General features: G+C 38.6%; 25 protein-coding genes and 3 pseudogenes. 21 read left to right on the forward strand and 7 right to left on the reverse strand.

Features of this window, described 5'->3' with window-relative positions:
• Positions 1-349: 349 nt before the first annotated feature.
• The 16 genes and pseudogenes from HMPREF2887_RS07460 (at position 350) to phoU (ending at position 15,287) form a co-directional block, all read left to right on the forward strand.
• Positions 350-2,119: an ABC transporter ATP-binding protein gene (locus HMPREF2887_RS07460; RefSeq protein WP_057489698.1), complete on the forward strand. Its 1,770-nt coding sequence runs from the start codon at positions 350-352 to the stop codon at positions 2,117-2,119.
• A complete protein-coding gene (locus tag HMPREF2887_RS07465) occupies positions 2,112-3,851 on the forward strand; it encodes an ABC transporter ATP-binding protein (RefSeq protein ID WP_021001811.1) in 1,740 nt (579 codons plus the stop codon). Before HMPREF2887_RS07460 ends, HMPREF2887_RS07465 begins: the two co-directional genes overlap by 8 nt.
• Before the next feature lie 125 nt (positions 3,852-3,976).
• Positions 3,977-5,250, forward strand: a pseudogene (locus HMPREF2887_RS07470) (DUF2130 domain-containing protein).
• A gap of 9 nt (positions 5,251-5,259) precedes the next feature.
• A pseudogene (locus HMPREF2887_RS10315) lies at positions 5,260-5,401 on the forward strand (GNAT family N-acetyltransferase); the annotation flags it as partial.
• A gap of 49 nt (positions 5,402-5,450) precedes the next feature.
• Entirely contained in the window at positions 5,451-6,329 is an 879-nt protein-coding gene (truB, locus tag HMPREF2887_RS07475; protein WP_021001809.1) for a tRNA pseudouridine(55) synthase TruB, read from the forward strand.
• A 25-nt stretch (positions 6,330-6,354) separates the two neighbouring features.
• Positions 6,355-7,287, forward strand: coding sequence for a bifunctional riboflavin kinase/FAD synthetase (locus tag HMPREF2887_RS07480; RefSeq protein ID WP_084741002.1), 933 nt, complete (start codon positions 6,355-6,357; stop codon positions 7,285-7,287).
• Positions 7,288-7,408: 121 nt separating this feature from the next.
• Complete coding sequence (locus HMPREF2887_RS07485) at positions 7,409-7,810, forward strand: Spx/MgsR family RNA polymerase-binding regulatory protein (protein ID WP_021001807.1); 402 nt, start codon at positions 7,409-7,411, stop codon at positions 7,808-7,810.
• A gap of 1 nt (position 7,811) precedes the next feature.
• Positions 7,812-8,096 (forward strand): UPF0223 family protein, encoded by a 285-nt coding sequence (locus HMPREF2887_RS07490; RefSeq protein ID WP_021001806.1) that lies wholly within the window; start codon positions 7,812-7,814, stop codon positions 8,094-8,096.
• Positions 8,080-8,853 (forward strand): inositol monophosphatase family protein, encoded by a 774-nt coding sequence (locus HMPREF2887_RS07495; RefSeq protein WP_057489697.1) that lies wholly within the window; start codon positions 8,080-8,082, stop codon positions 8,851-8,853. The genes HMPREF2887_RS07490 and HMPREF2887_RS07495 overlap by 17 nt, the downstream gene beginning before the upstream one ends.
• A complete protein-coding gene (locus HMPREF2887_RS07500) occupies positions 8,854-10,158 on the forward strand; it encodes an RsmF rRNA methyltransferase first C-terminal domain-containing protein (protein ID WP_057489696.1) in 1,305 nt (434 codons plus the stop codon). It abuts the gene before it with no gap.
• 105 nt (positions 10,159-10,263) lie between these two features.
• Complete coding sequence (locus tag HMPREF2887_RS07505; RefSeq protein WP_057489695.1) at positions 10,264-11,130, forward strand: phosphate ABC transporter substrate-binding protein PstS family protein; 867 nt, start codon at positions 10,264-10,266, stop codon at positions 11,128-11,130.
• 21 nt (positions 11,131-11,151) lie between these two features.
• Positions 11,152-12,063 (forward strand): phosphate ABC transporter permease subunit PstC, encoded by a 912-nt coding sequence (pstC, locus tag HMPREF2887_RS07510; RefSeq protein WP_003024154.1) that lies wholly within the window; start codon positions 11,152-11,154, stop codon positions 12,061-12,063.
• Positions 12,053-12,937 (forward strand): phosphate ABC transporter permease PstA, encoded by an 885-nt coding sequence (gene pstA / locus HMPREF2887_RS07515; RefSeq protein WP_021001802.1) that lies wholly within the window; start codon positions 12,053-12,055, stop codon positions 12,935-12,937. The genes pstC and pstA overlap by 11 nt, the downstream gene beginning before the upstream one ends.
• A gap of 11 nt (positions 12,938-12,948) precedes the next feature.
• Positions 12,949-13,752 (forward strand): phosphate ABC transporter ATP-binding protein PstB, encoded by an 804-nt coding sequence (pstB, locus tag HMPREF2887_RS07520; RefSeq protein WP_003032498.1) that lies wholly within the window; start codon positions 12,949-12,951, stop codon positions 13,750-13,752.
• Positions 13,753-13,794: 42 nt separating this feature from the next.
• Positions 13,795-14,553, forward strand: coding sequence for a phosphate ABC transporter ATP-binding protein PstB (pstB, locus tag HMPREF2887_RS07525; RefSeq protein WP_021001801.1), 759 nt, complete (start codon positions 13,795-13,797; stop codon positions 14,551-14,553).
• Between the two features lie 80 nt (positions 14,554-14,633).
• On the forward strand, positions 14,634-15,287 hold the full coding sequence (gene phoU, locus HMPREF2887_RS07530) for a phosphate signaling complex protein PhoU (protein WP_003033270.1): 654 nt from the start codon (positions 14,634-14,636) through the stop codon (positions 15,285-15,287).
• 112 nt (positions 15,288-15,399) lie between these two features.
• Here phoU and HMPREF2887_RS07535 read toward each other — a convergent pair.
• Positions 15,400-16,487, reverse strand: a pseudogene (locus tag HMPREF2887_RS07535) (IS3 family transposase).
• 143 nt (positions 16,488-16,630) lie between these two features.
• On the opposite strand from HMPREF2887_RS07535, the gene radC reads away from it, so the two are divergent.
• Positions 16,631-17,311 (forward strand): RadC family protein, encoded by a 681-nt coding sequence (gene radC, locus HMPREF2887_RS07540; RefSeq protein WP_003024167.1) that lies wholly within the window; start codon positions 16,631-16,633, stop codon positions 17,309-17,311.
• On the opposite strand, the gene HMPREF2887_RS07545 is transcribed toward radC, so the two are convergent.
• The 6 genes from HMPREF2887_RS07545 to HMPREF2887_RS07570 form a co-directional block, all read right to left on the reverse strand.
• Positions 17,308-18,000, reverse strand: a complete 693-nt coding sequence (locus HMPREF2887_RS07545; RefSeq protein ID WP_003024171.1) for a gamma-glutamyl-gamma-aminobutyrate hydrolase family protein — start codon at positions 17,998-18,000, stop codon at positions 17,308-17,310. The two genes, radC and HMPREF2887_RS07545, sit on opposite strands and share 4 nt — an antisense overlap.
• A 27-nt stretch (positions 18,001-18,027) precedes the next feature.
• Positions 18,028-18,672 (reverse strand): redox-sensing transcriptional repressor Rex, encoded by a 645-nt coding sequence (locus HMPREF2887_RS07550; RefSeq protein ID WP_003024173.1) that lies wholly within the window; start codon positions 18,670-18,672, stop codon positions 18,028-18,030.
• A 163-nt stretch (positions 18,673-18,835) separates the two neighbouring features.
• Positions 18,836-19,183, reverse strand: a complete 348-nt coding sequence (locus HMPREF2887_RS07555) for a DUF1831 domain-containing protein (RefSeq protein WP_021001800.1) — start codon at positions 19,181-19,183, stop codon at positions 18,836-18,838.
• Positions 19,184-19,187: 4 nt separating this feature from the next.
• The gene (locus HMPREF2887_RS07560) at positions 19,188-20,303 is read right to left on the reverse strand and encodes a cysteine desulfurase family protein (RefSeq protein ID WP_021001799.1); all 1,116 of its coding nucleotides are present in this window, start codon (positions 20,301-20,303) and stop codon (positions 19,188-19,190) included.
• Positions 20,304-20,312: 9 nt separating this feature from the next.
• Positions 20,313-21,272 carry a ribose-phosphate diphosphokinase gene (locus HMPREF2887_RS07565; RefSeq protein WP_106079409.1) on the reverse strand — a complete coding sequence of 320 codons (960 nt, stop codon included), beginning with the start codon at positions 21,270-21,272 and terminating at the stop codon, positions 20,313-20,315.
• Between the two features lie 83 nt (positions 21,273-21,355).
• Positions 21,356-21,916 carry a CYTH domain-containing protein gene (locus tag HMPREF2887_RS07570; protein ID WP_021001798.1) on the reverse strand — a complete coding sequence of 187 codons (561 nt, stop codon included), beginning with the start codon at positions 21,914-21,916 and terminating at the stop codon, positions 21,356-21,358.
• A gap of 95 nt (positions 21,917-22,011) precedes the next feature.
• On the opposite strand from HMPREF2887_RS07570, the gene HMPREF2887_RS07575 reads away from it, so the two are divergent.
• The 4 genes from HMPREF2887_RS07575 to pta are packed head-to-tail and all read left to right on the forward strand — an operon-like array spanning position 22,012 to position 25,360.
• Complete coding sequence (locus tag HMPREF2887_RS07575; protein WP_021001797.1) at positions 22,012-22,683, forward strand: GTP diphosphokinase; 672 nt, start codon at positions 22,012-22,014, stop codon at positions 22,681-22,683.
• Positions 22,667-23,485 (forward strand): NAD kinase, encoded by an 819-nt coding sequence (locus HMPREF2887_RS07580; RefSeq protein ID WP_021001796.1) that lies wholly within the window; start codon positions 22,667-22,669, stop codon positions 23,483-23,485. Before HMPREF2887_RS07575 ends, HMPREF2887_RS07580 begins: the two co-directional genes overlap by 17 nt.
• A complete protein-coding gene (locus HMPREF2887_RS07585) occupies positions 23,482-24,372 on the forward strand; it encodes an RluA family pseudouridine synthase (RefSeq protein ID WP_021001795.1) in 891 nt (296 codons plus the stop codon). The genes HMPREF2887_RS07580 and HMPREF2887_RS07585 overlap by 4 nt, the downstream gene beginning before the upstream one ends.
• A gap of 10 nt (positions 24,373-24,382) precedes the next feature.
• A complete protein-coding gene (pta, locus tag HMPREF2887_RS07590) occupies positions 24,383-25,360 on the forward strand; it encodes a phosphate acetyltransferase (RefSeq protein ID WP_003029342.1) in 978 nt (325 codons plus the stop codon).
• The last annotated feature ends 134 nt before the right edge of the window (positions 25,361-25,494 follow it).

Raw genomic sequence — 25,494 nt, forward strand, 5'->3', positions numbered from 1 at the left:
TAGTCAATGTAGAGTTTCCCATGCACAATTGATTGGCACTAAAGTGCCTAATCAATCACTGCTGAGTGGACTCAAATATGTTGATAAATCAAGTTTTACAGCCTTTTTGACGTCAAGCTTCATTCCAACCTCGAAATGTTTCTCAAACCTTTCGAGCTGTGCGGAGGTGGGATAGAAATCAGGTTTCTACGAAACTACTGATTTCTGTCTCACTTTTTTATTTTTGTTTGACATTAGAATTGTCAGAATTTATAATATAAGTATAAATTAAATGACAGCATTGTCAGCATATCATGAATTGTTTGACTAGGGTTCTTTATTTGTTTTTTAGGAGAAAGAAGGGATTTGTATGAAGAAAAAGTCAGTTGTATCTTGGATACTGGAATTTGTCTCTCTTCACAAATTTTATTTTATTGTTAGTCTTGTTTTTGCCTTTTTATCTGTTTTATGCGGATTTTTGCCTTATTTTTTTGTAGGAAATATCATCAATCAGCTCTTACAAGGCAATCGAGATTGGAATTTTTATGTCCTTCAGTCCATTTGGATAGGACTGGCATGGATAGCACATTGGGGATTTCACGGGATTTCTACGCTCTTGTCTCATACAGCAACCTTTAAGATTTTAGCAGAAATGCGCTATCGTCTGACAGAGAAATTGGCCAAATTGCCTCTGGGAACGGTTTTAAATCAATCTTCTGGAACTTACAAAAATATCATTGTTGAGCGAGTGGATGCCACAGAAGTAACTTTGGCACACTTAATTCCTGAGTTTACATCCGGGCTATTTGGTCCCTTTATTATCTTAATTGCCATGTTAGTGATTGATTGGCGCCTAACCATGCTTTCGCTTCTGACAATCCCGATTGTTATCTTAGCTTATGGGAATATGCTACGCAAGAGCGAAGGTGATTTTGAAAATACAGTTGAGAAAACGAAGAAACTCAACGATAAAGCAGTAGAATACATCAATGGGATTGAAGTCATCAAGGTTTTTGGAAAAGAGAAATTTTCTTACGATAAATTTGTCAAGGCTGCCAAAGAAGGAGCTGATTGCTTTATTGAATGGATGCGCAAGTGCGTAGTTGAAATGGGCATTGTTACAGCTTTCTTACCGTCCGGTTTGCTTTTCTTACTCCCTTTTGGAACTCTCTTTTACCTTCAAGGTAGCCTAACAGCTAGTAACTTTATTTTACTAATCATTCTGTCTCTTAGCCTTTTGACGCCGTTTATTTTAGTGGCTTCCTATATGGATGATTTACGGAAAATTGCGACAATCTTTGGTGAAGTGATTACTATTTTGGAAAAACCTGATTTGCCTCGTCCGACAGAATTAACGGACATTCCAAAAGGAACAGAACTTCAAATGACAGATGTTAGTTTTGGTTATTCAGATGAGGAAGAAGTGTTGCATAGTATTTGCTTAACGATTGAGCCTGATACAGTGACTGCTCTTGTCGGTCCTTCTGGCTCAGGAAAATCTACGATTGCTAAACTTCTAGCTTCTTTCTGGGATGTCAATTCTGGTAGTATTACCTTCGGTGGCGTGGACATTCGAAACCTACCTCTTGATTATTACAGTCGTCAGATTGCCTATGTCACACAGGATAATTACCTTTTTGATGAAACGATTATGGAAAATATTCGTATGGGTAATTCCGCTGCTTCGGATGAAGAAGTGATTGACATTGCTCGCAAGTGCGGCTGCTATGATTTTATTAGTAATTTAGAAAATGGTTTTGAGACCCGTGTTGGAACTGGTGGTAATCATTTATCTGGTGGAGAACGACAACGGATTGCAATTGCACGAGCTATGCTGAAAAACGCACCAGTCATTATTTTGGATGAGGCAACCGCTTATACCGATCCTGAAAATGAAGCTCTCATTCAGTCTAGTTTAGCTCGTTTGATAGAAGGTCGTACGCTTCTGGTCATTGCTCACCGTCTTTCAACGATTGCAAGTGCAGATCAGATTGTCGTAGTTAATGACGGACGTATTGAGGCAAAAGGAAAACATGCAGATTTGCAGAAGACTTGTCCGCTTTATGCTTCTATGTGGCAGGCTCATCTTGCAGTAAAGGATAGCGATCAAATGACAGAAGGAGGATTGGCAGATGCTTAGTACATTGAAAAAATTCTTTGATTTTTGTACGGAAGAAGATCGTAAGAAATTCTACACTTCTGTTTGTTTAGGGGTTCTAAAAGCTTTCATTATTGCTTTTCGGATTCCAGCTATTGGGTTGGTTGTTATGGCTATCATTAACAATGATGTTTCTATGCAGACTGTAGGGCTCTCTCTTGGAATGATGCTCTTGTCTGTTATTCTTAATATTTTGATTAGCCTGAAAGTTACGATGTTGCAGACAGAAGCGGGCTATCATACATGTACTCATAAGCGGATTGAAATTGCTGAACACATGCGCTACCTGCCAATGGGGTATTTTAATCAAAATAGTCTGGGACAAATTACCAGCGTTACAACCAATACACTTGAAAGTCTAGCAGATGTTGCTACTCGGGTTGTTATGATGACGTTGGAAGGATTCCTAACGGCAGGAACTATTACGGTTTTTGTATTTATCTACGATTGGCGAATTGGTTTAATCTTGTTGGCAGGATTGATACTGTTTCTCTTGCCAAATGGATTGATGCGTTGGCAAGCTGGGAATGTATCAGAAGCTAAACAACAAGCTGATACAGATTTGGTAGCAATTGTACTGGAATACAGTCAAGGGATTGCGGAAGTAAAGAACTATAATATTGTTCAATCATCTGCTAAAAAGCTATCGCATGCTATTGAGAATAAAAGGCATTTAGATACAAAGCTGACTTGGGTTACCTCGCCTTATATCGCTCTGCAAGGGATGATTACCAAGCTGACTGGAACGATTATGGGACTGTTCTCTATTTACTTTTACCTAAAAGGCAGTATGAACCTTTTGATTTGTATCATGATGCTCATCAGTGCTTTTATGATTTACGAAAGTCTGGATGGAGTTGGCAGTTTTTCTTCTCTTCTTCGCATTGTTGATTTATCAGTTGATATGGTCAACAAAGTTTTGTCGATTAAACCAATGGATATTAGCGGAAAAGATTTGCAGCCAAAAACCAGCAATATCAAGCTGAATCATGTCAATTTTTCCTATGAGAGTAAGAAAATTATTGATGATGTATCGTTGGATATTCCAGAAAAGACGACGACAGCTCTTGTGGGACCCTCTGGCTCTGGAAAGACAACTCTTTGCAATCTCATTGCTCGTTTCTGGGATATAGAGAGTGGCAGTATTAGCTTAGACGGTCATGATGTGAAAGAATACAGTTATGACAGCCTTATTCGTAATTTTAGTTTTGTTTTTCAAACGGTCTATTTGTTTGAAGATACCATTGAAAATAATATTAAATTTGGAAATCCAGACGCTAGTCATGAAGAAGTTGTCGCTGCTGCAAAAAAAGCTGCTTGTCATGACTTTATCCTGTCTTTGCCAGAGGGGTATCAGACCAAGATTGGTGAAGGCGGAGCCAGTCTCTCTGGTGGAGAACGGCAGCGGATTTCCATTGCTCGTGCCATTATCAAGGACGCTCCAATTATCATTTTGGACGAAGCAACAGCTAATGTCGACCCTGAAAATGAAGAAGCACTCATGCAGGCTATTCATTCTTTGACAAAGGATAAGACTATTATTATGATTGCTCATCGACTAAAAACGGTAGAACGTGCCGATCAAATTGTTGTTCTTGATAAAGGACGCATTGTTGAGCAAGGAAAACACCGAGAGCTGCTTGCCAAACAAGGCTTGTACAGTAGATTTATTCAGGAAAGACGCAGTGCTGCTAGCTGGCGAATACAGGCTTAATTTACAAGCAAAAGGATTGTTGTTCATGTGCAACGGTCTTTTTTATATTTAAGCTGTTGATTTAAAATAACCATAAGAAATGGTATAATAAGATGTTATAAAGAACGATCAATGAAGAGGTGTCCATGAACGAAATCAAATGTCCCAACTGCGGGGAAGTCTTTACAGTCAACGAAAGTCAATACAGCGAGCTCTTGGCTCAGGTACGGACGACAGAATTTGATAAGGAAATCCATGCTCGAATTGAGCAGGCGTTAGCTTTAGAAAAACAAAAAGCACAGAATGAGCAACAGCAGGTCTTAAGTCAGAAAGAATCTGAAATCCAAGAACTCAAGGCGACTATTTCCAATTTTGAATCACAAAAAGAACTGATAAAAAAGGATACAGAGCGGGTGCTGTCTGAAAAACTCATTAATAAAGACAAGGAGTTGCTGGACTTGCAGTCGCAACTGGATCGTATGAAGTTGGAACATCAAAATGAACTGCAAACGTCGCTGACAAATATTGAAAAAGAACGCGACCAAATCCAAAACCAGCTTTTGTTGCAAGAGAAAGAAAATGAATTATCCCTTGCATCTGTTAAACAAAATTATGAAGCTCAGCTAAAGGCGGCTAATGAGCAAGTAGAATTTTACAAGAATTTTAAAGCACAACAGTCTACTAAGGCGATTGGAGAAAGTTTAGAACATTACGCTGAAAGCGAGTTTAACAAGGTTCGCAGTTTTGCCTTTCCAAATGCTTACTTTGAGAAAGATAATCAGGTTTCTGCACGAGGGTCTAAAGGAGATTTCATTTTCCGTGAGGAAGATGAAAACGGAGTAGAAATCATTTCTATTATGTTTGAGATGAAAAATGAAGCGGATGGTACTGAGAAGAAGCATAGAAACGCTGATTTTTACAAAGAACTGGATAAGGATCGCAGAGAAAAGAAATGCGAGTATGCTGTTTTGGTGACAATGCTGGAAGCAGACAATGACTATTTCAACACTGGCATTGTTGATGTTAGCCATGAGTATGAAAAAATGTATGTGGTTCGTCCTCAATTTTTTATCCAGCTGATTGGACTTTTACGCAATGCAGCGCTCAATTCTCTTAAATACAAGCAGGAGTTGGCTCTTGTTCGAGAGCAGAATATTGACATTACCCACTTTGAAGATGATTTAGAAACCTTTAAAGTCGCGTTTGCGAAGAATTACAATTCAGCTTCTAAGAATTTAACAAGGCAATTGAAGAAATTGACAAAGCCATTAAGCGAATGGAAGCAGTCAAACAGGCACTTCAGACATCAGATAATCAACTGCGCCTCGCCAACAACAAGCTTGATGACGTCTCCGTCAAGAAACTGACCCGCAAAAATCCAACTATGAAAGCTAAGTTTGAGGCGTTGAAGAACGACTAGGAGGAAACGATGCAGATACGACAAGCAATCTTGAAAGATATAGAAGCCTTGCTACCCCTCTATGAAGATTTAGGCCATCCGACGACTGCTTCTAGTCTGACTAGATATTTGAATACAGCTTCATTACGGCTCTTGTGGGGCTGAAAGAAATAAAAAATTTAATCAACTACTAATAGAATTTTTAGCAGAATAAGGAATCAATGAACGGAATTATCAACTTAAAAAAAGAAGCGGGAATGACCTCGCATGATGCGGTTTTTAAACTGCGTAAAATTTTAGGAACTAAAAAAATCGGTCATGGGGGTACCTTGGATCCAGATGTGGTCGGGGTGCTTCCGATTGCTGTGGGCAAGGCGACGCGCTTGGTTGAGTTTATGCAGGAGGAAGGCAAGGTCTACGAGGGGGAGATTACCCTGGGCTGCTCAACAACGACAGAGGATGCTAGTGGGGAGCAGATTGCTTTCAGCCCTGTGACGGAAATATTGGATGAAAACTTAGTGGATCAAGTCATTGCTAGTATGGTTGGAGAGCAGACTCAAGTGCCGCCTATGTACTCGGCTGTCAAGGTCAATGGGCGAAAACTCTATGAGTATGCTCGATCTGGAGAGACAGTAGAGCGACCGAAGCGTCAGGTGACAATTTATAACTTTGAGCGGACAGGGGCTATTGTCTATGAAGGCGACTTGGCACGTTTTCCTTTTCGGGTTAAATGCAGCAAGGGGACTTATGTGCGAACGTTGGCAGTTGATTTAGGAGCGAAATTAGGATATGCTTCCCACATGTCTCAACTGATTCGAACTGCTGCGGCTGGCATGGCTTTGGAAGAAGCTTTGACTTTAGCAGAAATTGATGAGAAGGTGAATAAAGGAGACTTTTCATTTTTGCAGCCCATTGAATTTGGCATAGGAGATTTACCTAAGGTAAACCTTACGGAAGAGCAGGTTGAAGAAGTGCGATTTGGACGCTTTATTCATATAGATACTAAGGCAGAACAGGTGGCTGGCTTTTATCAAGGGAAATTACAAGCCATTTTAGAAAAGCGTGACAAAGAATATAAACCTAGAAAAGTATTTCTTTAAAATTTTGTGATAAAATAGTTAAGTGATGAAAACGATTAGAATAAAAAATGAAAAAGACATTCAGCAAATTGAACACACAGTTCTAGTGTTAGGGTATTTTGACGGCTTACATAAAGGACATCAAGCTTTGTTTGCTGAAGCGAGAAAAATGGCAGCAGAAAAGCATTTGAAGATTGCAGTGCTGACATTTCCAGAATCTCCCAAATTAGCCTTTGTACGGTACCTGCCTTCGCTAATGCTTCATTTGACCAGCCCAGAAGAGCGCTTACAACAATTAGAAAATCTTGGCGTAGATTATCTTTATTTGGTTGATTTCACTAGTCAGTTTGCTCGCAATACGGCTGAACAATTTTTTACAAAATACATCTCGCGTTTGAAAGCAAAAGCGGTCATTGCAGGTTTTGATTATCATTTTGGTTCTGATCGACGCAGTGCAGAAGATTTGGAGAAACTGTTTGAAGGACAAGTTATCGTAGTTCCTTCTGTAAATTTTAATGGAGCAAAAATTAGTTCAACTCGCATTCGAGAAACGGTACTAGCAGGAAATGTCGCCGAAAGCAATCAATTACTGGGCTATTCGCTGTCCACCCGCGGAATTGTCGTTCATGGCAATGCAAGAGGGCGGACGATTGGCTATCCAACGGCAAATCTTGCTCCGCTAGATCGGGTTATTTTACCAGCAGATGGGGTCTATGTGGTTGATGTAGAGCACGATGGGCAGATATATCGCGGAATGGCTAGCGTTGGAAAAAATGTCACTTTTGAAGGTGATGAACTTCGTTTTGAAGCTAATATTTTTGATTTTTCACAAGATATTTACGGTGATACTATTCGTATTTTTTGGTTGGATAAAATCCGAGATATGGTAAAATTCGACAATGTGGATGAACTAGTCAAACAACTGCAAGCTGATGAGGAGATCGCAAGATATTGGACACCTAAAAACGAAAACCACTAAATCATGTATTAAGCTTCTTATTTTTCCTAAAAAAATAGGAGAAAATTTGTAAAAATACCTAGTAATCTTACATAAAATTTAGTATAATGATAACAGTTACAAATAATAAGAAGAGAAATGCATGGTTACACTATTTTTATCACCGAGTTGTACAAGTTGTCGCAAGGCGCGTGCATGGCTATCCAATCATGAAGTTCCTTTTGAGGAGCACAATATCATGACTAGTCCACTGTCTGCACCAGAATTGCAACATATCCTTTCTCTGACGGAGAATGGGACAGATGACATTATTTCAACTCGTTCAAAAATTTTTCAAAAATTAAATTTAGATGTTGAAAGTTTATCAATTTCCGAATTGCTTCGTCTAATTGAGGAAAATCCAAGTCTTTTACGTCGCCCGATTATTCTGGAAGACAAGCGAATGCAAATTGGATTTAACGAAGACGAAATCCGTGCATTTTTGCCTCGTGGTTATCGTAAACAAGAATTGCGCGATGCAACTTTGAGAGCTGAGATTGAATAATATGAATAAAAATTATCGTTACCCACTAGACATGTCGTGGAGCACTGAAGAGCTTGCTTCAGTGCTTTCTTTTTTGAATGATGTTGAGCAGGTTTATGAAGCGAAAATAGCAGCAGAAAAGATATTAGCATCTTATCAACGATTCAAAAAAATTGTTCCAAGCAAAGCTGAAGAAAAGCGTATCGGACGTGAATTTGAAACAGCGAGTGGCTATTCTTTATATCGAGCCGTTCAAGCTGCAAAACAAAAGGAGAAAGGAACGTTTTCTCTTGGAAAAGAAATTTAATTTTGCCAAGCACATTGTACTGAATGCGGCTTCTTATATTAAAGAGCATTTGAATGATCAGTTGCAAATTGAGACCAAGTCCAGTCCGACTGATTTGGTAACTCAAATGGACAAAGAAGTTCAAGATAATTTAGTAACCTGGATTTTAGAAGCTTATCCTGCAGATCACATTTTAGCTGAGGAAAATGGCTTACGACATTCTATTTCAGATGGCAATGTTTGGGTCATTGATCCTATTGACGGCACGAATAACTTTGTAGCACAAAAAGCAGATTTTGCTGTTGTTCTGGCTTATTTTGAAAATGGCATTGGTCAATTTGGTGTCATTTATGATGTGATAGGAGATAAATTGTATCACGGCGGTGGTCAATTTGATGTCTATTGCAATGAGCAGAAATTGCTTCCCTACCAAGATCGCCCTTTAAACCAGTTTTTAATGGCATCAAATGCTGGTATTTTTGAGCGCAATGATTGGGGAATTGCGGATTTTGCAAAAGAAACCTTGGGCATTCGAGTGTACGGAAGTGCTGCGATCAGCTTTAGTAAGGTTTTGTCGGGTCAACTGTTGACTTATATTTCCTATATTTGGCCTTGGGATTATGCTGCAGCTTCCATTATGGGAGATAAGCTAGGTTATACGACATTGACATTTGAGGGTGAGGAGCCTGATTTTGAAAGCCATCAAGGTATTATGATGATTCCAACTATGAAATTGGACGAAATTAAAAAATACATATATCGAAAGCGAGAGGATTAGATGAATTTTCCAAAAGGATTTGAAGAAAAGTACAACAATCTTTTGGGAGAGGAGGCTCCCTCTTTTTTTCTAACTTTCGATGAGGAGCCAGTTTCCGCTTTTCGGGTCAATCCATTAAAAGAACAACAAAAAACTTTTCCAAATCCTATTCCAAATACGAACTGGAGTTATTATGGCAAAGTTTCTGGAAAATCAATAGAGCATGTCACAGGATTAGTCTATTCACAAGAACCTGCTGCACAAATGGTTGCCCAAGCTGCAGCGCCACAACAGAATATGAAAGTACTTGATTTGGCAGCAGCGCCGGGTGGAAAATCCACTCATCTATTGTCATACTTGAACAACACAGGCCTTCTTGTTTCCAATGAAATCAATCCAAAACGATCTAAAGTGTTAGTAGAAAATATTGAGCGATTTGGAGCGAGAAATGTTGTGGTGACAAATGAATCAGCTGGCAGATTAAGTCAAGTCTTTCAAGGTTATTTTGACTTGATTGTCTTAGATGCACCATGTTCTGGTGAAGGAATGTTTAGAAAGCAGCCAGAAGCAATGGAGTATTGGAGTGAATCTTATCCTGCTCAATGTGCACAGCTTCAACGTGAGATATTGGAAGATACGATAAAAATGTTGGCGACGAATGGTGAGTTGATTTACTCCACTTGTACTTGGGCACCAGAAGAAAATGAAAAAATAGTTGACTGGCTGTTAGAAAACTATCCACTTGAATTAGTCGAAATTCCTAAAATCAATGGGATGATTGCAGGTATTAACTTTCCAGAAACTGCACGTATGTATCCTCACCATTTCAAAGGTGAAGGTCAATTTGTTGCAAAATTTCGCCTTTGTAGTAAGCAGTCAGCAAAAAAATTAAAAGTAAAAAAGAGCCATCTGACATCTGAGCAGAAGATGTTGTGGCAGAAGTTTCAAAGAGAACATCTAGCTATAGATCTGACTGGAGAATTACAGACTTTTGGAGATCATTTATATCTATTGCCACTAGGTCTTCCAGATCTATCGAAACTTAAAATTGCCAGAAATGGCTTGTACCTAGGTGTTTTTAAGAAAAAACGATTTGAACCGAGTTTTGCTTTGGGACTGGCTTTAAAACCAAGTGAAGTAAAGCACATAATTGAAATTGATGAAGAGCAGTTTAAAAAGTACGTTGCTGGGGAGACAGTCAATCTCAATCAGAACCCTGAAAATGGTTGGTATCAAGTTGTTGTCCAAGGTAATGGTTTAGGGTTTGCAAAAGTGACTGGAAATATTCTGAAAAATTATTTTCCAAAAGGCCTGAGATTTCAATAAAGAATCTTTCCAAATGTCTAAAGATATGTTATAGTGAGATTAGATGTGAAAAGATTAGGGAAATCTTAGAATGAAAATGCTTTCACATCTGAAAAGGAGTTTCATGTGATTAAACACAAAAAAATACTTTGGGCAGTCACTCTCGTGATTTGCAGCATCGGTCTTTCAGCTTGTTCTTCCTGGATTAACCGCGGTGAGGCGATAACAGCAGTTGGCTCAACAGCTCTACAACCGTTGGTTGAAGCAGTCGTGGACAAATACACCGAAGAAAATCCGAAAAAAATTGTAAATGTGCAAGGTGGTGGATCAGGTACAGGATTATCGCAAGTTCAATCAGGTGCAGTAGATATTGGAAATAGTGATTTGTTTGCAGAAGAAAAAGACGGAATCAAGGCGAAAACTTTGGTGGATCACCAAGTTGCTGTAGCGGGTACTGCGATTATTGCAAATAAAGGAATTAAGGTAAATAATTTATCAACAGATCAACTACGCAAAATTTTTACTGGAGAATACACCAATTGGAAACAGGTCGGTGGTCAAGATTTGGAAATTACCATCATCAACCGTGCCGTTGGTTCTGGTAGTCGAGCAGTTTTTGATAGTGTTATTATGAATGGCAAAGAAGCTAAGCAAGCGCAAGAGCAAGATTCTAACGGAATGGTCAAAACGATTGTTTCGCAAACTCCAGGTGCCATTTCTTATTTAGCTTTTTCTTATGTGGACACGAGTGTGAAAAGATTAAACTTGAATGGTTATAAGCCAACGAAGAAGAATGTGACGACGAACAACTGGCCTATTTGGTCTTATGAGCACATGTATACTAAGGGAGAACCTAACAAATTAGCTAAAAAATTTCTAGAGTACATGATGACAGCAGAAGTCCAAAATAATATTGTTGGTAAAATGGGCTACATTCCGATTAACGATATGAAGGTTACTCGTAGTCTTGACGGAACTATCAGCTCAAAGTAAAAGAAAGAATTTAGGAATAACATGAACGAAGTAGCAAAAAAAATGCTGACAAAGTCAAAAAACTCTCGTTTAGAAACATTTGGAAAAACCATTACTTTTCTTTGCATGAGTTTAATTGTTTTTGTCGTCGCAATGATTTTATTATTTGTAGCGGAGAAAGGACTTTCGACTTTTTTTGTTAATAAAGTAAACATCTTCAGTTTTCTTTTTGGAACAAGGTGGAATCCATCCGGTAAGGAATTCGGTGCTTTACCAATGATTCTGGGCTCTTTCCTCGTAACTCTCCTATCAGCTTTATTGGCAACACCATTTGCAATTGGAGCAGCTGTTTTTATGACGGAGGTTTCCCCTAAAGGCTCAAAAATTCTGCAACCAGCTATTGAACTTCTAGTCGGAATTCCATCAGTTGTGTATGGATTTATTGGATTACAGGTAGTTGTTCCATTTGTTCGCAGTATCTTTGGTGGAACAGGTTTTGGAATCTTGTCAGGGATTTTTGTTCTCTTTGTCATGATTTTACCAACGGTGACCTTTATGACAACAGATAGCCTGCGTGCTGTACCGCGGCATTATCGAGAAGCTAGTATGGCAATGGGAGCGACTCGTTGGCAAACGATTTGGCGTGTGACGCTAAAAGCAGCTCGCTCAGGTATTTTTACAGCTATTGTCTTTGGAATGGCTCGTGCCTTTGGTGAAGCTTTGGCGATTCAAATGGTTGTCGGAAATTCAGCGGTTATCCCAACTTCTCTGACAACACCTGCTGCAACCTTGACTTCTATTTTAACAATGGGAATTGGAAATACCGTTATGGGAACTGTTAATAATAACGTTCTGTGGTCGCTTGCTCTGGTTCTGCTTTTGATGAGTTTAGCCTTCAATACTGTGATTAAATTGATTACAAAGGAAAGAGGTAAGAAGAACTATGCACGCTAAAAAAATGGATAAATTAGCAACAGGCGTCCTCTATACCATTGCAGGAATCATTGTTGCTATTCTTGCTTCCTTGATTTTGTATATCTTAGTAAGGGGCTTACCTCATGTTTCGTGGAAATTCTTGACTGGTCAATCGTCTTCATACCAAGCGGGCGGTGGAATTGGGATTCAGCTCTATAATTCATTGTTTCTGTTAGTTATCACCTTAATCATTTCCATTCCTCTATCAATGGGAGCAGGGATTTACTTATCTGAGTATGCAAAAAAAGGTCCGGTAACAGATTTTGTCAGAACCTGTATTGAAATTTTATCCTCCTTGCCCTCTGTTGTTGTGGGTCTCTTTGGATATTTGATTTTTGTTATTCAATTTCAATATGGTTTCTCAATCATTTCTGGTGCTTTGGCTTTGACTGTATTTAATCTGCCACAGATGACACGTAGTGTGGAGGACAGCTTACAGCATGTACATCATACACAGCGTGAGGCTGGGCTTGCACTTGGCATCTCTCGCTGGGAAACGATCGTCCATGTCGTCGTTCCAGAAGCGTTACCAAGTATTGTGACGGGGATTGTATTAGCTTCTGGGCGTATTTTTGGGGAAGCTGCTGCGCTTATCTATACAGCAGGTCAGTCTGCCCCAGCACTTGACTGGTCAAATTGGAATATTTTCAGTGTAACTAGCCCAATTTCTGTTTTCCGCCAGGCTGAAACTTTGGCTGTTCACATTTGGAAAGTCAATAGTGAAGGAACGATTCCTGATGCAGTAGAAGTGTCAGCTGGATCAGCAGCAGTACTTCTTATCTTTATTTTAATCTTTAACCTTGGAGCTCGTAAGCTCGGAGGTTATCTGCATAAGAAATTAACATCTGCCTAAAAGGAGAAGAAATGACAGAATATAACTGGAATGAAAAACATATCGTTACTTTTCCTGAGAAAGAGGTTGTTTTATCAACGAAGAATTTGCATGTTTACTATGGTAAAAACGAATCCATTAAAGGGGTTGATATGCAGTTCAAGAAAAATAAGATTACAGCTCTTATCGGGCCTTCAGGTTCTGGTAAGTCAACCTATCTTCGCAGCTTGAATCGGATGAATGATACGATTGACATTGCTAAGGTCACTGGTGAGATTTGGTATGAAGGTATTGACATTAATCGCCCAGATATCAATGTCTATGAAATGCGGAAGCATATCGGAATGGTCTTTCAAAGACCAAATCCTTTTGCCAAATCTGTTTACCGCAACATCACCTTTGCTCATGAACGTGCCGGTGTTAAGGATAAGAAAATCTTAGATGAAATTGTAGAAACATCTCTAAAACAAGCAGCTCTGTGGGAACAAGTAAAGGATGACCTTCATAAATCTGCTTTGATGTTATCAGGCGGTCAGCAGCAACGTCTCTGCATTGCCAGAGCCATTTCCGTGAAGCCAGAAATACTTCTAATGGATGAACCTGCTTCTGCACTCGATCCAATCGCAACAGCGCAGTTAGAAGAAACGATGTTAGAATTGAAGAAGAACTATACGATTATCATCGTGACCCACAGCATGCAGCAAGCGGCGCGTGCGAGCGATTATACTGGTTTCTTCTATCTTGGTGATTTAATCGAATATGATGAAACAGCCAATATTTTCCAAAATGCTAAGTTACAGTCTACAAATGACTATGTTTCTGGTCATTTTGGCTAAGAAAATTGCTGCTTAATTAGAATTTATTAAAGGATTATCAGAATGACAGAACCTATTTTACAAATCAAGGACTTATCGGTTTATTATAATAAAAAGAAAGCTCTCAATAGTGTATCATTAGATATACTACCGCAGGAGATTACCGCTTTGATTGGTCCTTCTGGATCAGGAAAATCAACCCTTTTAAAAGCGATCAATCGCATGGGTGATTTAAATCCCGAGGTGACAACGACAGGTACTGTGATTTATAATGGACACAATATCTACAGTCCGCGAACAGATACGGTAGAGCTTCGCAAAGAAATTGGAATGGTCTTTCAACAGCCCAATCCATTTCCAATGACGATTTATGAAAACGTTGTCTACGGTTTGCGAATCAATGGCGTTAAAGACAAAGAGATACTAGATGAAGTAGTTGAAACATCATTAAAAGGAGCATCTATTTGGGATGAAGTGAAAGATCGTTTGAATGATTCAGCAATTGGCTTGTCTGGTGGTCAGCAGCAACGTGTCTGTGTGGCTCGTGTTTTGGCGACAAGTCCGAAAATCATCCTTTTAGATGAGCCAACATCAGCGCTTGATCCCATTTCTGCAGGAAAAATTGAAGAAACACTTCATGGGCTGAAAGCTCAATATACAATGTTACTCGTGACCCGCTCAATGCAACAAGCTAGCCGTATTTCAGACAAGACAGCGTTCTTCCTGGGTGGAGATTTAATTGAATTTAATACTACAAAAGAAATGTTTCTCAGTCCAATTCATAAAGAAACAGAAGATTACATTACAGGAAAATTTGGCTAGAAAGATGGATGCTACTTTTTGTTAGTTCAGCCAATCACGAGGATTATTAATCCTATTTATATCTGACGAAAGGAAAATTTATGCTTAGAGTACAATTTGAAGAAGACTTAGCAAAACTTCATAACCAATTTTATGCAATGGGAAATGAAGTTTTGTCACAGATTAATCGCACAGTTCGTGCATTTGTGACCCACGATCGTGAATTAGCAAAAGAGGTTATCGAAGAAGACGCAGAAGTAAATGAATATGAAGTAAAGTTGGAGAAAAAATCTTTAGAAATCATTGCTTTGCAGCAGCCAGTTTCACAAGACTTACGAACCGTTATTACAGTTTTGAAGGCAAGTAGTGATGTGGAAAGGATGGGGGATCATGCCGTTTCCATTGCACAAGCGACGATCCGCATGAAAGGAGAAGTTCGCATCCAGTCTGTTGAGGAAGAAATCAGCAAGATGGGGCGTGATGTTAAAAACTTTGTGGAAGCAGCGCTTGATCTTTACCTTAATGGCGACGTGGATAAGGCCTATGAAGTAGCTGCTATGGATGAGAAAATCAATCAGTACTTTGATGATATTCGAGACCTAGCAACGCAAGAAATTAAGTCAAATCCAGATTTGATTGTTACAGGTCGTGATTACTTCCAAGTTATTTCGTACTTAGAACGTATTGGTGATTACGCCAAAAATATCTGTGAATGGGTTGTTTATTTTGAAACAGGTAAAATTGTTGAAATGTAAATACTAACTTAAAAAATTTGAGAATCGGTACTGCACCCCAATAATGGGACAGAACCCCCCTCCCCCCTTTTTATGCGACCCGTTTTCTGTAATCTACAGGAGACTGGTCGTTTCATCTCTGTTGAATACTAGTTTCATTATAAAATATGATGTAAGATTAACAATATCTGTTATACTATCTTTAGTTAAGTTTCTCCAGTTATGGAGATAGAAGGTTTCAGACTTTAGGACAGAATGAAACCATTCGATACAGGCATTATCTGCTGGTGTTCCCTTACGGGACATAGAGCGGATAATGCCTCTTTCTGTGCAAGCCTGGTAATATGCTTTTGAGGTGTAGACAGAGCCCTGATCGCTGTGCAAGAGCGCTCCTTGAGACACATTCAGTTGGTTCAAAGTATCCAACACAAAGTCCGTATCCTGACAATCTGAGATGGTATAAGCCACAATCTCACGATTATAGAGGTCCATGATAGAGGAAAGGTAGAGTTTTTACAGTTTCCAAAGTAGAGGTAGGTCATGTCTGTGACTAGCTTCTCCAGTGGCTTTTCTGCTTTAAAATCACGGTCTAGCTTATTCTCTGTTACATAGTAGGGCTTACCTAGACTCGGCCCCTTCTTAGGAAGTACACGGCAGAACCAACCATTCTCCTTCATGATACGATAAACCTTTTTAGGATTGATGACAAGGTTATCCCTCTTCTTGAGCAATCGAGTGATGGTACGGTAGCCGTAGATAACCTGATTTCCCATACAGATTCGCTCGATTTTTTCTACAACCTCGTCCCTTTTTTAGGGTTCTCACCTTCTGCTTTCCAACGGTAGAAAGTGGATCGTTTGATACCAAAACAGTCCAGAATGACGGATATTGGGCAGACGTTTTTGTATTCTTCCACCAGCTTGATAAGACTTACTTTGTCGATGGTCTTATCAAGCTCCGATACTTTTTTAGTAGTTCCACCTGTAGTCGTAACTGTTCCACTTCGGATAGCTGTTCCATTCCTTTACCGTAGGTATATTGTTTCCCCACAGGTTGGTGGAAACGGTGCAGTTCATCATTCTGATACCATCGCCACCAGGTTTTGACCTGACTAACATTTTTGATGCCCAGAGTCTCCATGATAACCTTATTGGACTTACCTGCTTTCTTCATTTCAATGCAGGCTAACTTAGTTTCTACCGAATACGCCTTTTTGACCATAACAAAATACTCCTGTTTCTAGTTTACTAGATTTCAACAGGAGGGTTTTTCTTGTGTCTCATTTTATGGGGCTAGTGCCAATCATTTCTCAGATTTTTTATTTTCCTCTTCTTTTTCCGAATAAGGATATGAGGAGGTTTTTTATGTATAGTATTTCATTTCAGGAAGATTCTTTGTTGCCAAGGGAACGTTTAGTTGCAGAAGGTGCAGAACAATTGAGCAATCAAGAATTGTTATCCATTCTTATCCGCACAGGTAATAAAAAAGAAACTGTTTTTCAAGTTTCTCAACGGATTTTATCAACTATTTCTAGTTTGAATGATTTGCGCAATATGACGCTACAAGAATTGCAATCAATCTCTGGAATTGGTCGTATCAAGGCTATTGAATTACAAGCTATGATTGAATTAGGCCAGCGAGTCAGTAAGGCAGAATTGATTACGCAAGAGCAAATTTTAGGTAGTCAAAAGCTGGCGAAAAAAATGCAACAAGAATTGGGGCATAAGAAGCAGGAACACCTTGTGGCTTTATATCTGAATACTCAAAACAAAATCATTCATCAGCAGACGATTTTTATCGGTAGTGTATCACGCAGTATTGCAGAGCCACGAGAAATCCTGCATTATGCTGTGAAACACATGGCGACATCCATTATTTTGGTGCACAATCATCCGTCAGGAGCTGTACTGCCAAGCAAAAATGACGATGAAGTGACCAAACATGTAAAAGAAGCGTGTGAATTAATGGGCTTCATCTTACTGGATCATCTCATCGTCGCAGAGAAAGATTATTATAGTTATCGCGAAGAAACAGACTTGATTTAAAGTCTATTGACAACATAGTCAAATAACATTCGATCTTTAGGGCGTGTTTCAAATAAGAATTCTGGATGCCACTGGACTCCCAGATAAGCGATTTCATCAGTTGTTGTAATGGCTTCAATGGTGTTGTCTTTCGGATCACGGGCAATGACTTCGACATTTTCTGCTAAATCTTTGATACTCTGATGATGGAAAGAGTTGATATGAGATACTTCGCCGTAAATCTTTTCCAAAACAGAGCCGGATTTAGTGACTAGTTTTTGAGTAGTATATTCAGCAGAACTGTCTTGCCAATGGTGCTCAATATCTTGATAAAGTGTTCCACCCATTGCAACATTAAACAATTGCGTACCGCGGCAAACGGTAAAAATTGGTTTTTGTTGCTGGATAGCTTCATGGATTAAGGCTAATTCAAACAAATCACGCTCCAAATGGTAATCATCACTGTCAATTGTTTTTTCTTCGCCATAGAATTGTGGTGATACATTTTGCCCACCCGTTAGGATAAGTTTGTCAATCATCTGGATGTAGCACCGTGCCATATCTGCATCTCCAATCGGCAATATGATAGGAGTTCCACCAACTTCTTTTACGCCCTCTACAAATCCCTTAGCAGCATAACTCATGATGGCAAATTCATCTTCAGGGTTTGGTCTTTCGTTTCCAGTAATGCCGATAATAGGTTTCTTCATAAATAAATGTCTGCTCTTTCTAATTGCTTAATGCTCTTTTTTCATAAAATAAAGGAGTGTTTGTAGCTCACTTGTCAAATCAACATATTGAACGACAACATCTTTTGGAACGGTTAAGTGAACAGGAGAAAAACTGAGAATACCTTTTACACCAGCTTCCACAAGAACAGTTGCAACCTCTTGCGCTTTTGCACTAGGAACTGTTAAAATAGCTGTTTTAACATCCACACCTTTTAATTTGTTATTGATTTGTGAAATACCATAAATAGGAATCCCGTCATTTGTAGTAGTCCCAACTTCAGGATGATCATCTGTATCAAATGCCATAACAATCTTCATTTTGTTCCGTTCGTGGAAACGGTAGTGGAGCAAAGCATGTCCCATGTTACCGATACCAACTAACATCACATTGGTAATGGAATTGTCATGAAGTAAGTCAGCAAAAAAATTCATGAGTTTTTTTACATCATAACCATATCCACGACGACCTAATTCGCCAAAGTAAGAAAAATCTCGACGGACAGTGGCAGAATCAATACCGATCGCATCTGCAATTTGTTTTGAATTGGCTTTTTCAATTTTTTCAGAATTAAATCGTTTAAAAATCCGATAATACAGAGAGAGCCTTTTAGCAGTTGCGCGTGGAATAGTTGTATTTTTTTCAAATTTCACAAAATCACATCCTTTCAAAGACTATTTTATAGAAAGTTTGTGAAAAAATCAACTTATTTGATAAAAATAGAAAAGGAGTAGGACAAAATCAAAGATTTTTGGCTTGTTTCCTACTCTTTATTGTTTTACTAATGATTTAAAAATGAGTTTTTAAGCTATTTGTTTATTGTTCTTGTTTAGTGAAAATACCACGTTCTACCAAGCTATCCATTAAGAAATAAAACTTTTCTTGAATGATGTGATTGTCTTCTGATTTAAAAATATTCACTAACCGAAGACCAGATTTGTCTGTAATATTGATTTTCACACCTGAAAGCTCTTTGTTGATAATGATTTTCAACAAAAAGCCGTCTCCACTATTGGGAACACTTTCTAATAAACGTGTTAATTCATAATTTCCAACTTTTGTTTCAGAAAAAGTGTTATCACGCAAAGTAAATTTTTTTACGTTTTCTCCAAGAGAGTAGCTGTATGGGCAATCTTTTAAGTGAATAGTGGTCTGAAAAGCCATCTATTTATCCTCCTAAAATTTCTTTTAATATTGTGGTAAATTGGTGAACTTCTTCTGAAGTATTTTGTTCTGAAAAGCTAATGCGGATAGATTCCTTTAATCGCTCTGAATCACTACCATACAAAGCTTCAAGAACATGACTGGGCTCAACGGCACCTGCTGTACAAGCAGAGCCAGTTGAGATAGAGATTCCAGCTAAGTCTAAACGCATAAGTAGTAAGTCATTAGCTTGTTTAGGAAAGCCGAGATTTATTACATAGGGGAGTGTATGAGAATCATTATTTATATAGTAATGGATTCCGTCAAGTTCAGAGAGAAGTTGCTGTTTCAAGCTTTCAACATGTTCCATGTTTTCTTGGTAGCAATTGAGGCTCTCTTTTAGAGCCGCAACCATACCGGCAATAGCCGCTAAATTCTCAGTTCCTGCACGTCTTTTATCCTCTTGATCTCCACCATGTAAAAATTTGTCAAATTTTACATGATTGAAGTACAAGAAGCCGATGCCTTTTGGACCATGAAATTTATGAGCTGATGCACTCATGAAGTCAATTCCTAGTTCTTCAGGATAGACAGGTAATTTGCCCATAATTTGTACTGCATCCACATGATAAGCAGTGGGATGATGTTTCAAAACTTCAGCAATTTCTTTGATTGGAAGCAGGTAGCCAGTTTCATTGTTGGCATACATAGTGGAGACAAGTATAGTATCCTCTCTAAGAGCTTCTTTTATCTGCTGAGCTGTGATTTCTCCATTTTGGGGTTGAATATAAGTCGCTTCAAAGCCAAATTTATTCACCAGATATTCAATCGTTTCAAGAACCGAATGATGCTCAATAGCAGTAGTAATAATGTGTTTTCCTTGATCTTGATGGGCTAAGGCATATCCTTTTATGGCTGTATTGTTACTTTCTGTCCCACCTGATGTAAAGATGATATGTTGGCTTTTAGTATGAAGTAGGTCAGCAAGTTCTTGTCGGGCTTTGCGAAGAATTTTACTAGCAGCTCTTCCGTGGCTATGAATGCTAGATGGATTGCCAAAGGTATTTTCCATAACCTGTGTCATAGCAGTAATAGCAGCTTTTGACATGGGAGTTGTTGCTGCATTATCGAAATAAATCAAGATTTCTCCTTATTTCTTTTTATTGTAAGCAAACAGTGGACTGACTGGTTTTCTTTTATGGATACGAACGATTGCATCTCCGATTAGCCCACTTGCAGTAATGTATTGAACATTTTTCGGAGTTTTTTCTTTCGTTACAACTGAGTCAGTAACCAGGATTTCTTTGATAGGAGAGTTATCTAACTTTTCAGCGGCTCCCTCAACAAATAAACCATGACTAGAAACTGCATAAATCTCTGTTGCACCTTCACGTTTAACGATTTTTGAAGCTTCCGCAAAGGTACGTCCGGTATTTAAAATATCATCAATAAGGATAGCTTTTTTCCCAGCAACATCTCCGATAATGTATCCTTCGTTACGGTGGGTATCGTCTTGAGCGTAGTCGATAATCGCAATTGGAGCATCTAAATGTTCTGCTAAGCTTCTAGCACGTTTAACACCAGAGTTTTTGGGACTGACCACAACTACGTCCTCGCCAGACAAGCCTTTTTCGCAGTAATGTTTGGCAAAAAGAGGAACGGTGTAAAGGTTATCAACAGGGATATCAAAGAAGCCTTGGACTTGGACAGCATGCAAATCTAGGGTTAGAACACGATCAACTCCTGCCTTAACCAGCATATTCGCTACGAGCTTGGCTGTAATTGGTTCGCGAGGAGCGGCCGTTCGGTCTTGACGAGCATAGCCAAAATATGGCATCACAACATTGACAGAATTAGCGCTGGCGCGATTGCAAGCATCCACCATGATGAGAAGTTCCATCAAATGATTATTGACAGGGAAACTCGTTGATTGAATGATAAATACATCAAAGCCACGCACGCTTTCCTCGATGTTTACTTGGATTTCTCCGTCTGAAAATTGACGTGATGAAAGTTTTCCAAGAGGCACATCAGCAGCTTTAGCGATTTTTTCGGCAATATCGTGATTGGAATTTAGTGCAAACAACTTCATCTGTGCTTTATCCGTCAGTATATCCATCATAACTTATTAAGACTCCTTTTGATTTCTACACTCCATTTTATCAAAAAATAAGCAAAATTTCAGCTTTTTATTCATAAGTTTTGAGCAAATCTTGCAACTTTAGGTTTTGCATATTTATAATGGATATGATGATCCTGTAAAAAGTGATTGAATTGTTCTTTTCCAATTTTAGCATCTGTTACTTCTAGCTCTAATTCGTAGTCTGTTTTGTCAAAATAATGATTTTCATCAAGTGCCATCAAGCCAATAGTAGTCTCTTTTTCATAGCGAATAGTTGTCAAGTTCCCTAGAATCTTTAATTTCTCGAGGTTGATAGCAGCCTGAGTCAGCAGAGTGTGTATTTCTCCTTCAGGTAGCACACATGTATTGATGAGAGTGTGAGACTCTTCTAAAGTGAGAAATTGATTGTATTCCATATTACCGACCTGCTGCGGAATTTTTAAAGTTAATTCGGCACGAGTTTCAAAAGTACGAATCCGAAGTGCCATTTTTGCATCTCGAATTGAAAAGTCGGCTGTGTCAATATAGTAGTTTATCTGCTTGGTAGCTTTTATCTTTGAAAACAGTGGTAACAGCTGTTGGTACTCATTTTTTGTCAGAAGCGTTTTGTATTCAATTTCCAAATGATCCATTTTCCAATCCTTTTCTTTTGTTTGAAAGCGATTTATGTTATAATAAGTATTGTGTTTATTTTATAAAAAATTAAGTAAAATGACAAGGTGAGTGTATGCAATTAGAGTGGGAAGAGTTTCTGGATCCTTATATTCAAGCGGTTGGTGAATTAAAGATCAAACTGCGTGGGATTCGTAAACAGTATCGAAAACAAAAAAAGCATTCTCCGATTGAGTTTGTGACAGGTCGTGTAAAACCGATAGAAAGCATCAAAGAAAAAATGGCTTTGCGCGGGATTAAAGAGGAAAATCTAGCGCAAGATATGCAGGATATAGCAGGTTTGCGGGTCATGGTTCAATTTGTGGATGATGTGGAAGAAGTTTTGGATGTTTTGCGAAAGCGGCATGATATGCGGATTGTTCAAGAGCGAGACTATATTAAAAACCGTAAGGCTAGTGGTTATCGAAGCTACCATGTCATTATTGAATATCCTGTTGATACAATTAATGGCAATAAAATCATTTTAGCAGAAATTCAAATTCGTACTCTGTCCATGAATTTTTGGGCAACGATTGAACATTCTCTGAATTATAAGTATAAAGGAGAATTTCCAGATGAGATTAAGAAACGTTTGGAAATTACAGCAAAAATCGCCTATCAATTAGACGAAGAAATGGGAAAAATTCGCGATGATATTCAAGAGGCACAAGCTTTATTTGACCCAATTAGTCGTAAATTAAATGATGGCGTAGGAAATAGTGACGATACAGATGAAGAATACAGGTAAAAGAATAGGGATTATCAGTAATCGCAGACGGCAAAGTCAAGAACTTTGTCGCCAATTAAAACAAAAATTAAAGCAAAATCATTTTATTTTGAATGATAATAATCCTGATATTGTCATTTCAATCGGTGGCGACGGGATGCTTTTGTCAGCCTTTCACAAATATGAAGATCAGCTAGACAAAGTTCGCTTTGTTGGTGTTCACACAGGACATTTGGGCTTTTATACAGATTATCGAGATTTTGAGTTGGACAAACTAATTGATAATTTAAAATTAGATACAGGCGCAAAGGTGTCTTATCCGATTTTGAATGTGAAAATTTTCCACGGAAATAATGAAGTTTGTATAAAACGTGCTTTGAACGAGGCGACAGTCAAGCGTTCTGGACGAACAATGGTCGCTGATATCATTATCAATCAAGTGCATTTTGAGCGCTTTCGTGGTGATGGCATTTCAGTATCAACTCCGACAGGAAGCACAGCTTACAATAAATCGCTAGGCGGAGCTGTTCTCCACCCGACTATTGAAGCTCTTCAGATTGCAGAAGTTGCAAGCTTAAATAATCGTGTGTTTCGAACCCTGGGCTCCTCAATTATCGTTCCTAAGAAAGATAAAATTGAAATCGTGCCGACTTGGAATGACCGACATGCGATTTCGATTGACAATCAGAATTTTATGATAAACAATATTTCTAAAATTGAATTTCAAATTGATCAACATAAGATTAACTTTCTTGCTACACCGAGTCATACGAGTTTCTGGAATCGTGTAAAAGATGCTTTTATTGGCGAGGTGGAGGAATGAGGTTTGAATTTACTGCAGATGAACATGTTAAAGTTAAGACCTTTTTAAAAAAGCACGAAATTTCCAAAAGTTTGCTCGCAAAAATTAAGTTTTCTGGTGGGGATATTCAGGTAAATGGCAAAAAGCAAAATGCCATTTATTTGTTAGATATTGGCGACAAAGTTGCCGTCGATATTCCTGCAGAAGAAGGTTTTGGCAGTTTGCAAGCTGTAGAGAAAGATTTAGAAATTGTCTACGAAGATGCACATTTTTTGATTTTGAACAAGCCAGCAGGCGTGGCCAGCATTCCTAGTGTGAATCATTCCAATACAATGGCCAATTTTGTGAAGGCTTATTATATTGCAAATCATTATGAAAATCAGCAGATTCATATTGTGACTCGTTTAGACCGTGATACGAGTGGTCTGATGTTGTTTGCAAAGCATGGTTATGCTCATGCAAGATTAGATAAACAATTGCAAAAGAAAGTCATTGAGAAGCATTATTATGCTTTGGTCAAGGGTTCGGCACCGTTAAAGCCAGAAGGAGATATTATTGCTCCCATAGCGCGTGAAGATAGTAGTATCATTACTCGCTGTGTGGCAAAAAATGGAAAATATGCTCATACGAGTTATAAAGTTTTAGCGCAGTATGATGATATTTATCTCGTGGATATTCATCTTCATACAGGACGAACACACCAGATTAGGGTTCATTTTTCTTATATTGGTTTTCCGCTCTTGGGAGATGACTTATATGGTGGAAGCATGACTGACGGAATAACGCGACAAGCGCTTCATTGTCATTCATTGCGTTTTTACAATCCATTCCATGAGGAAGTTGTGAATAAATCAAGTCCTTTTCCGGAAGACTTTCAAACAGTCATTCAAAAATTAAGCAATAATTAAGGAGTAAAACATGAAAATTTTTGAAACAATTCGTGAAACATTGCAAGACAAAGAAGTGAAGATTGTCTTACCAGAAGGTGAAGAACCACGTATTCTTCAAGCTACTAAACGTTTGGTAAAGGAAACAAGTATCACACCTGTTTTATTGGGAAATCCTGAAAAAATTCGTATTTACCTTGAAATTGAAGGTGTGACAGAAGGTTATGAAGTCATTGACCCTCAAAATTGTTCATGCTTTGAAGAAATGGTTGCAGCTTTTGTAGAACGCCGTAAAGGAAAAATCACAGAAGACGAAGCGCGTAAATTATTGAAAGAGGACGTCAATTATTTTGGTGTCATGCTTGTTTATCTTGGTAAAGTACAAGGTATGGTTTCTGGTGCGATTCATTCTACAGCAAGCACGGTTCGCCCAGCTCTTCAAATTATCAAAACACTTCCTTGGGTTTCTCGCACATCTGGTGCCTTTCTCATGGTTCGCGGTGATGAACGCTATGTTTTCAGTGATTGTGCAATCAATATTGACCCAGATGCTAAAACATTAGCAGAAATTGCTATTAACTCTGCCTTGACCGCGCAAATCTTTGACATTGACCCTAAAGTGGCGATGCTGAGCTATTCAACTAAAGGTTCTGGATTTGGTGAAAAGGTTGATAAAGTCGTCGAAGCAACGAAACTTGCGCAAGAAATGCGACCAGATTTGGCTATTGACGGAGAATTACAATTTGATGCAGCTTTTGTGCCTAAAACGGCAGAGTTAAAAGCTCCTGGAAGCAATGTAGCTGGTCAAGCGACTGTCTTTGTATTTCCTGGTATTGAAGCTGGAAATATCAGTTATAAAATGGCAGAGCGCCTCGGTGGCTTTTCAGCAGTCGGTCCTATTTTGCAAGGATTGAACCACCCAGTAAACGACCTTTCCCGTGGATGCAATGCTGATGATGTTTATAAATTAACATTGATTACTGCCAGCCAAGCAGTTGGTCATTATTAGAAAGCCAAGACAGAATCCAGAATTCAAGTTCTGGGTTCTCTTTTTATTTTGTGTTATACTAAAGCTATGTTAGATTTGAAAAAATATGGGATTGAGATGTGGGAGGATGAAAAGATTATCTCTTTTCGCCAAAA

The organism is Streptococcus sp. HMSC071H03 (assembly GCF_001813035.1).
In the GTDB taxonomy this organism is placed as follows: Bacteria; Bacillota; Bacilli; order Lactobacillales; family Streptococcaceae; genus Streptococcus; species Streptococcus anginosus.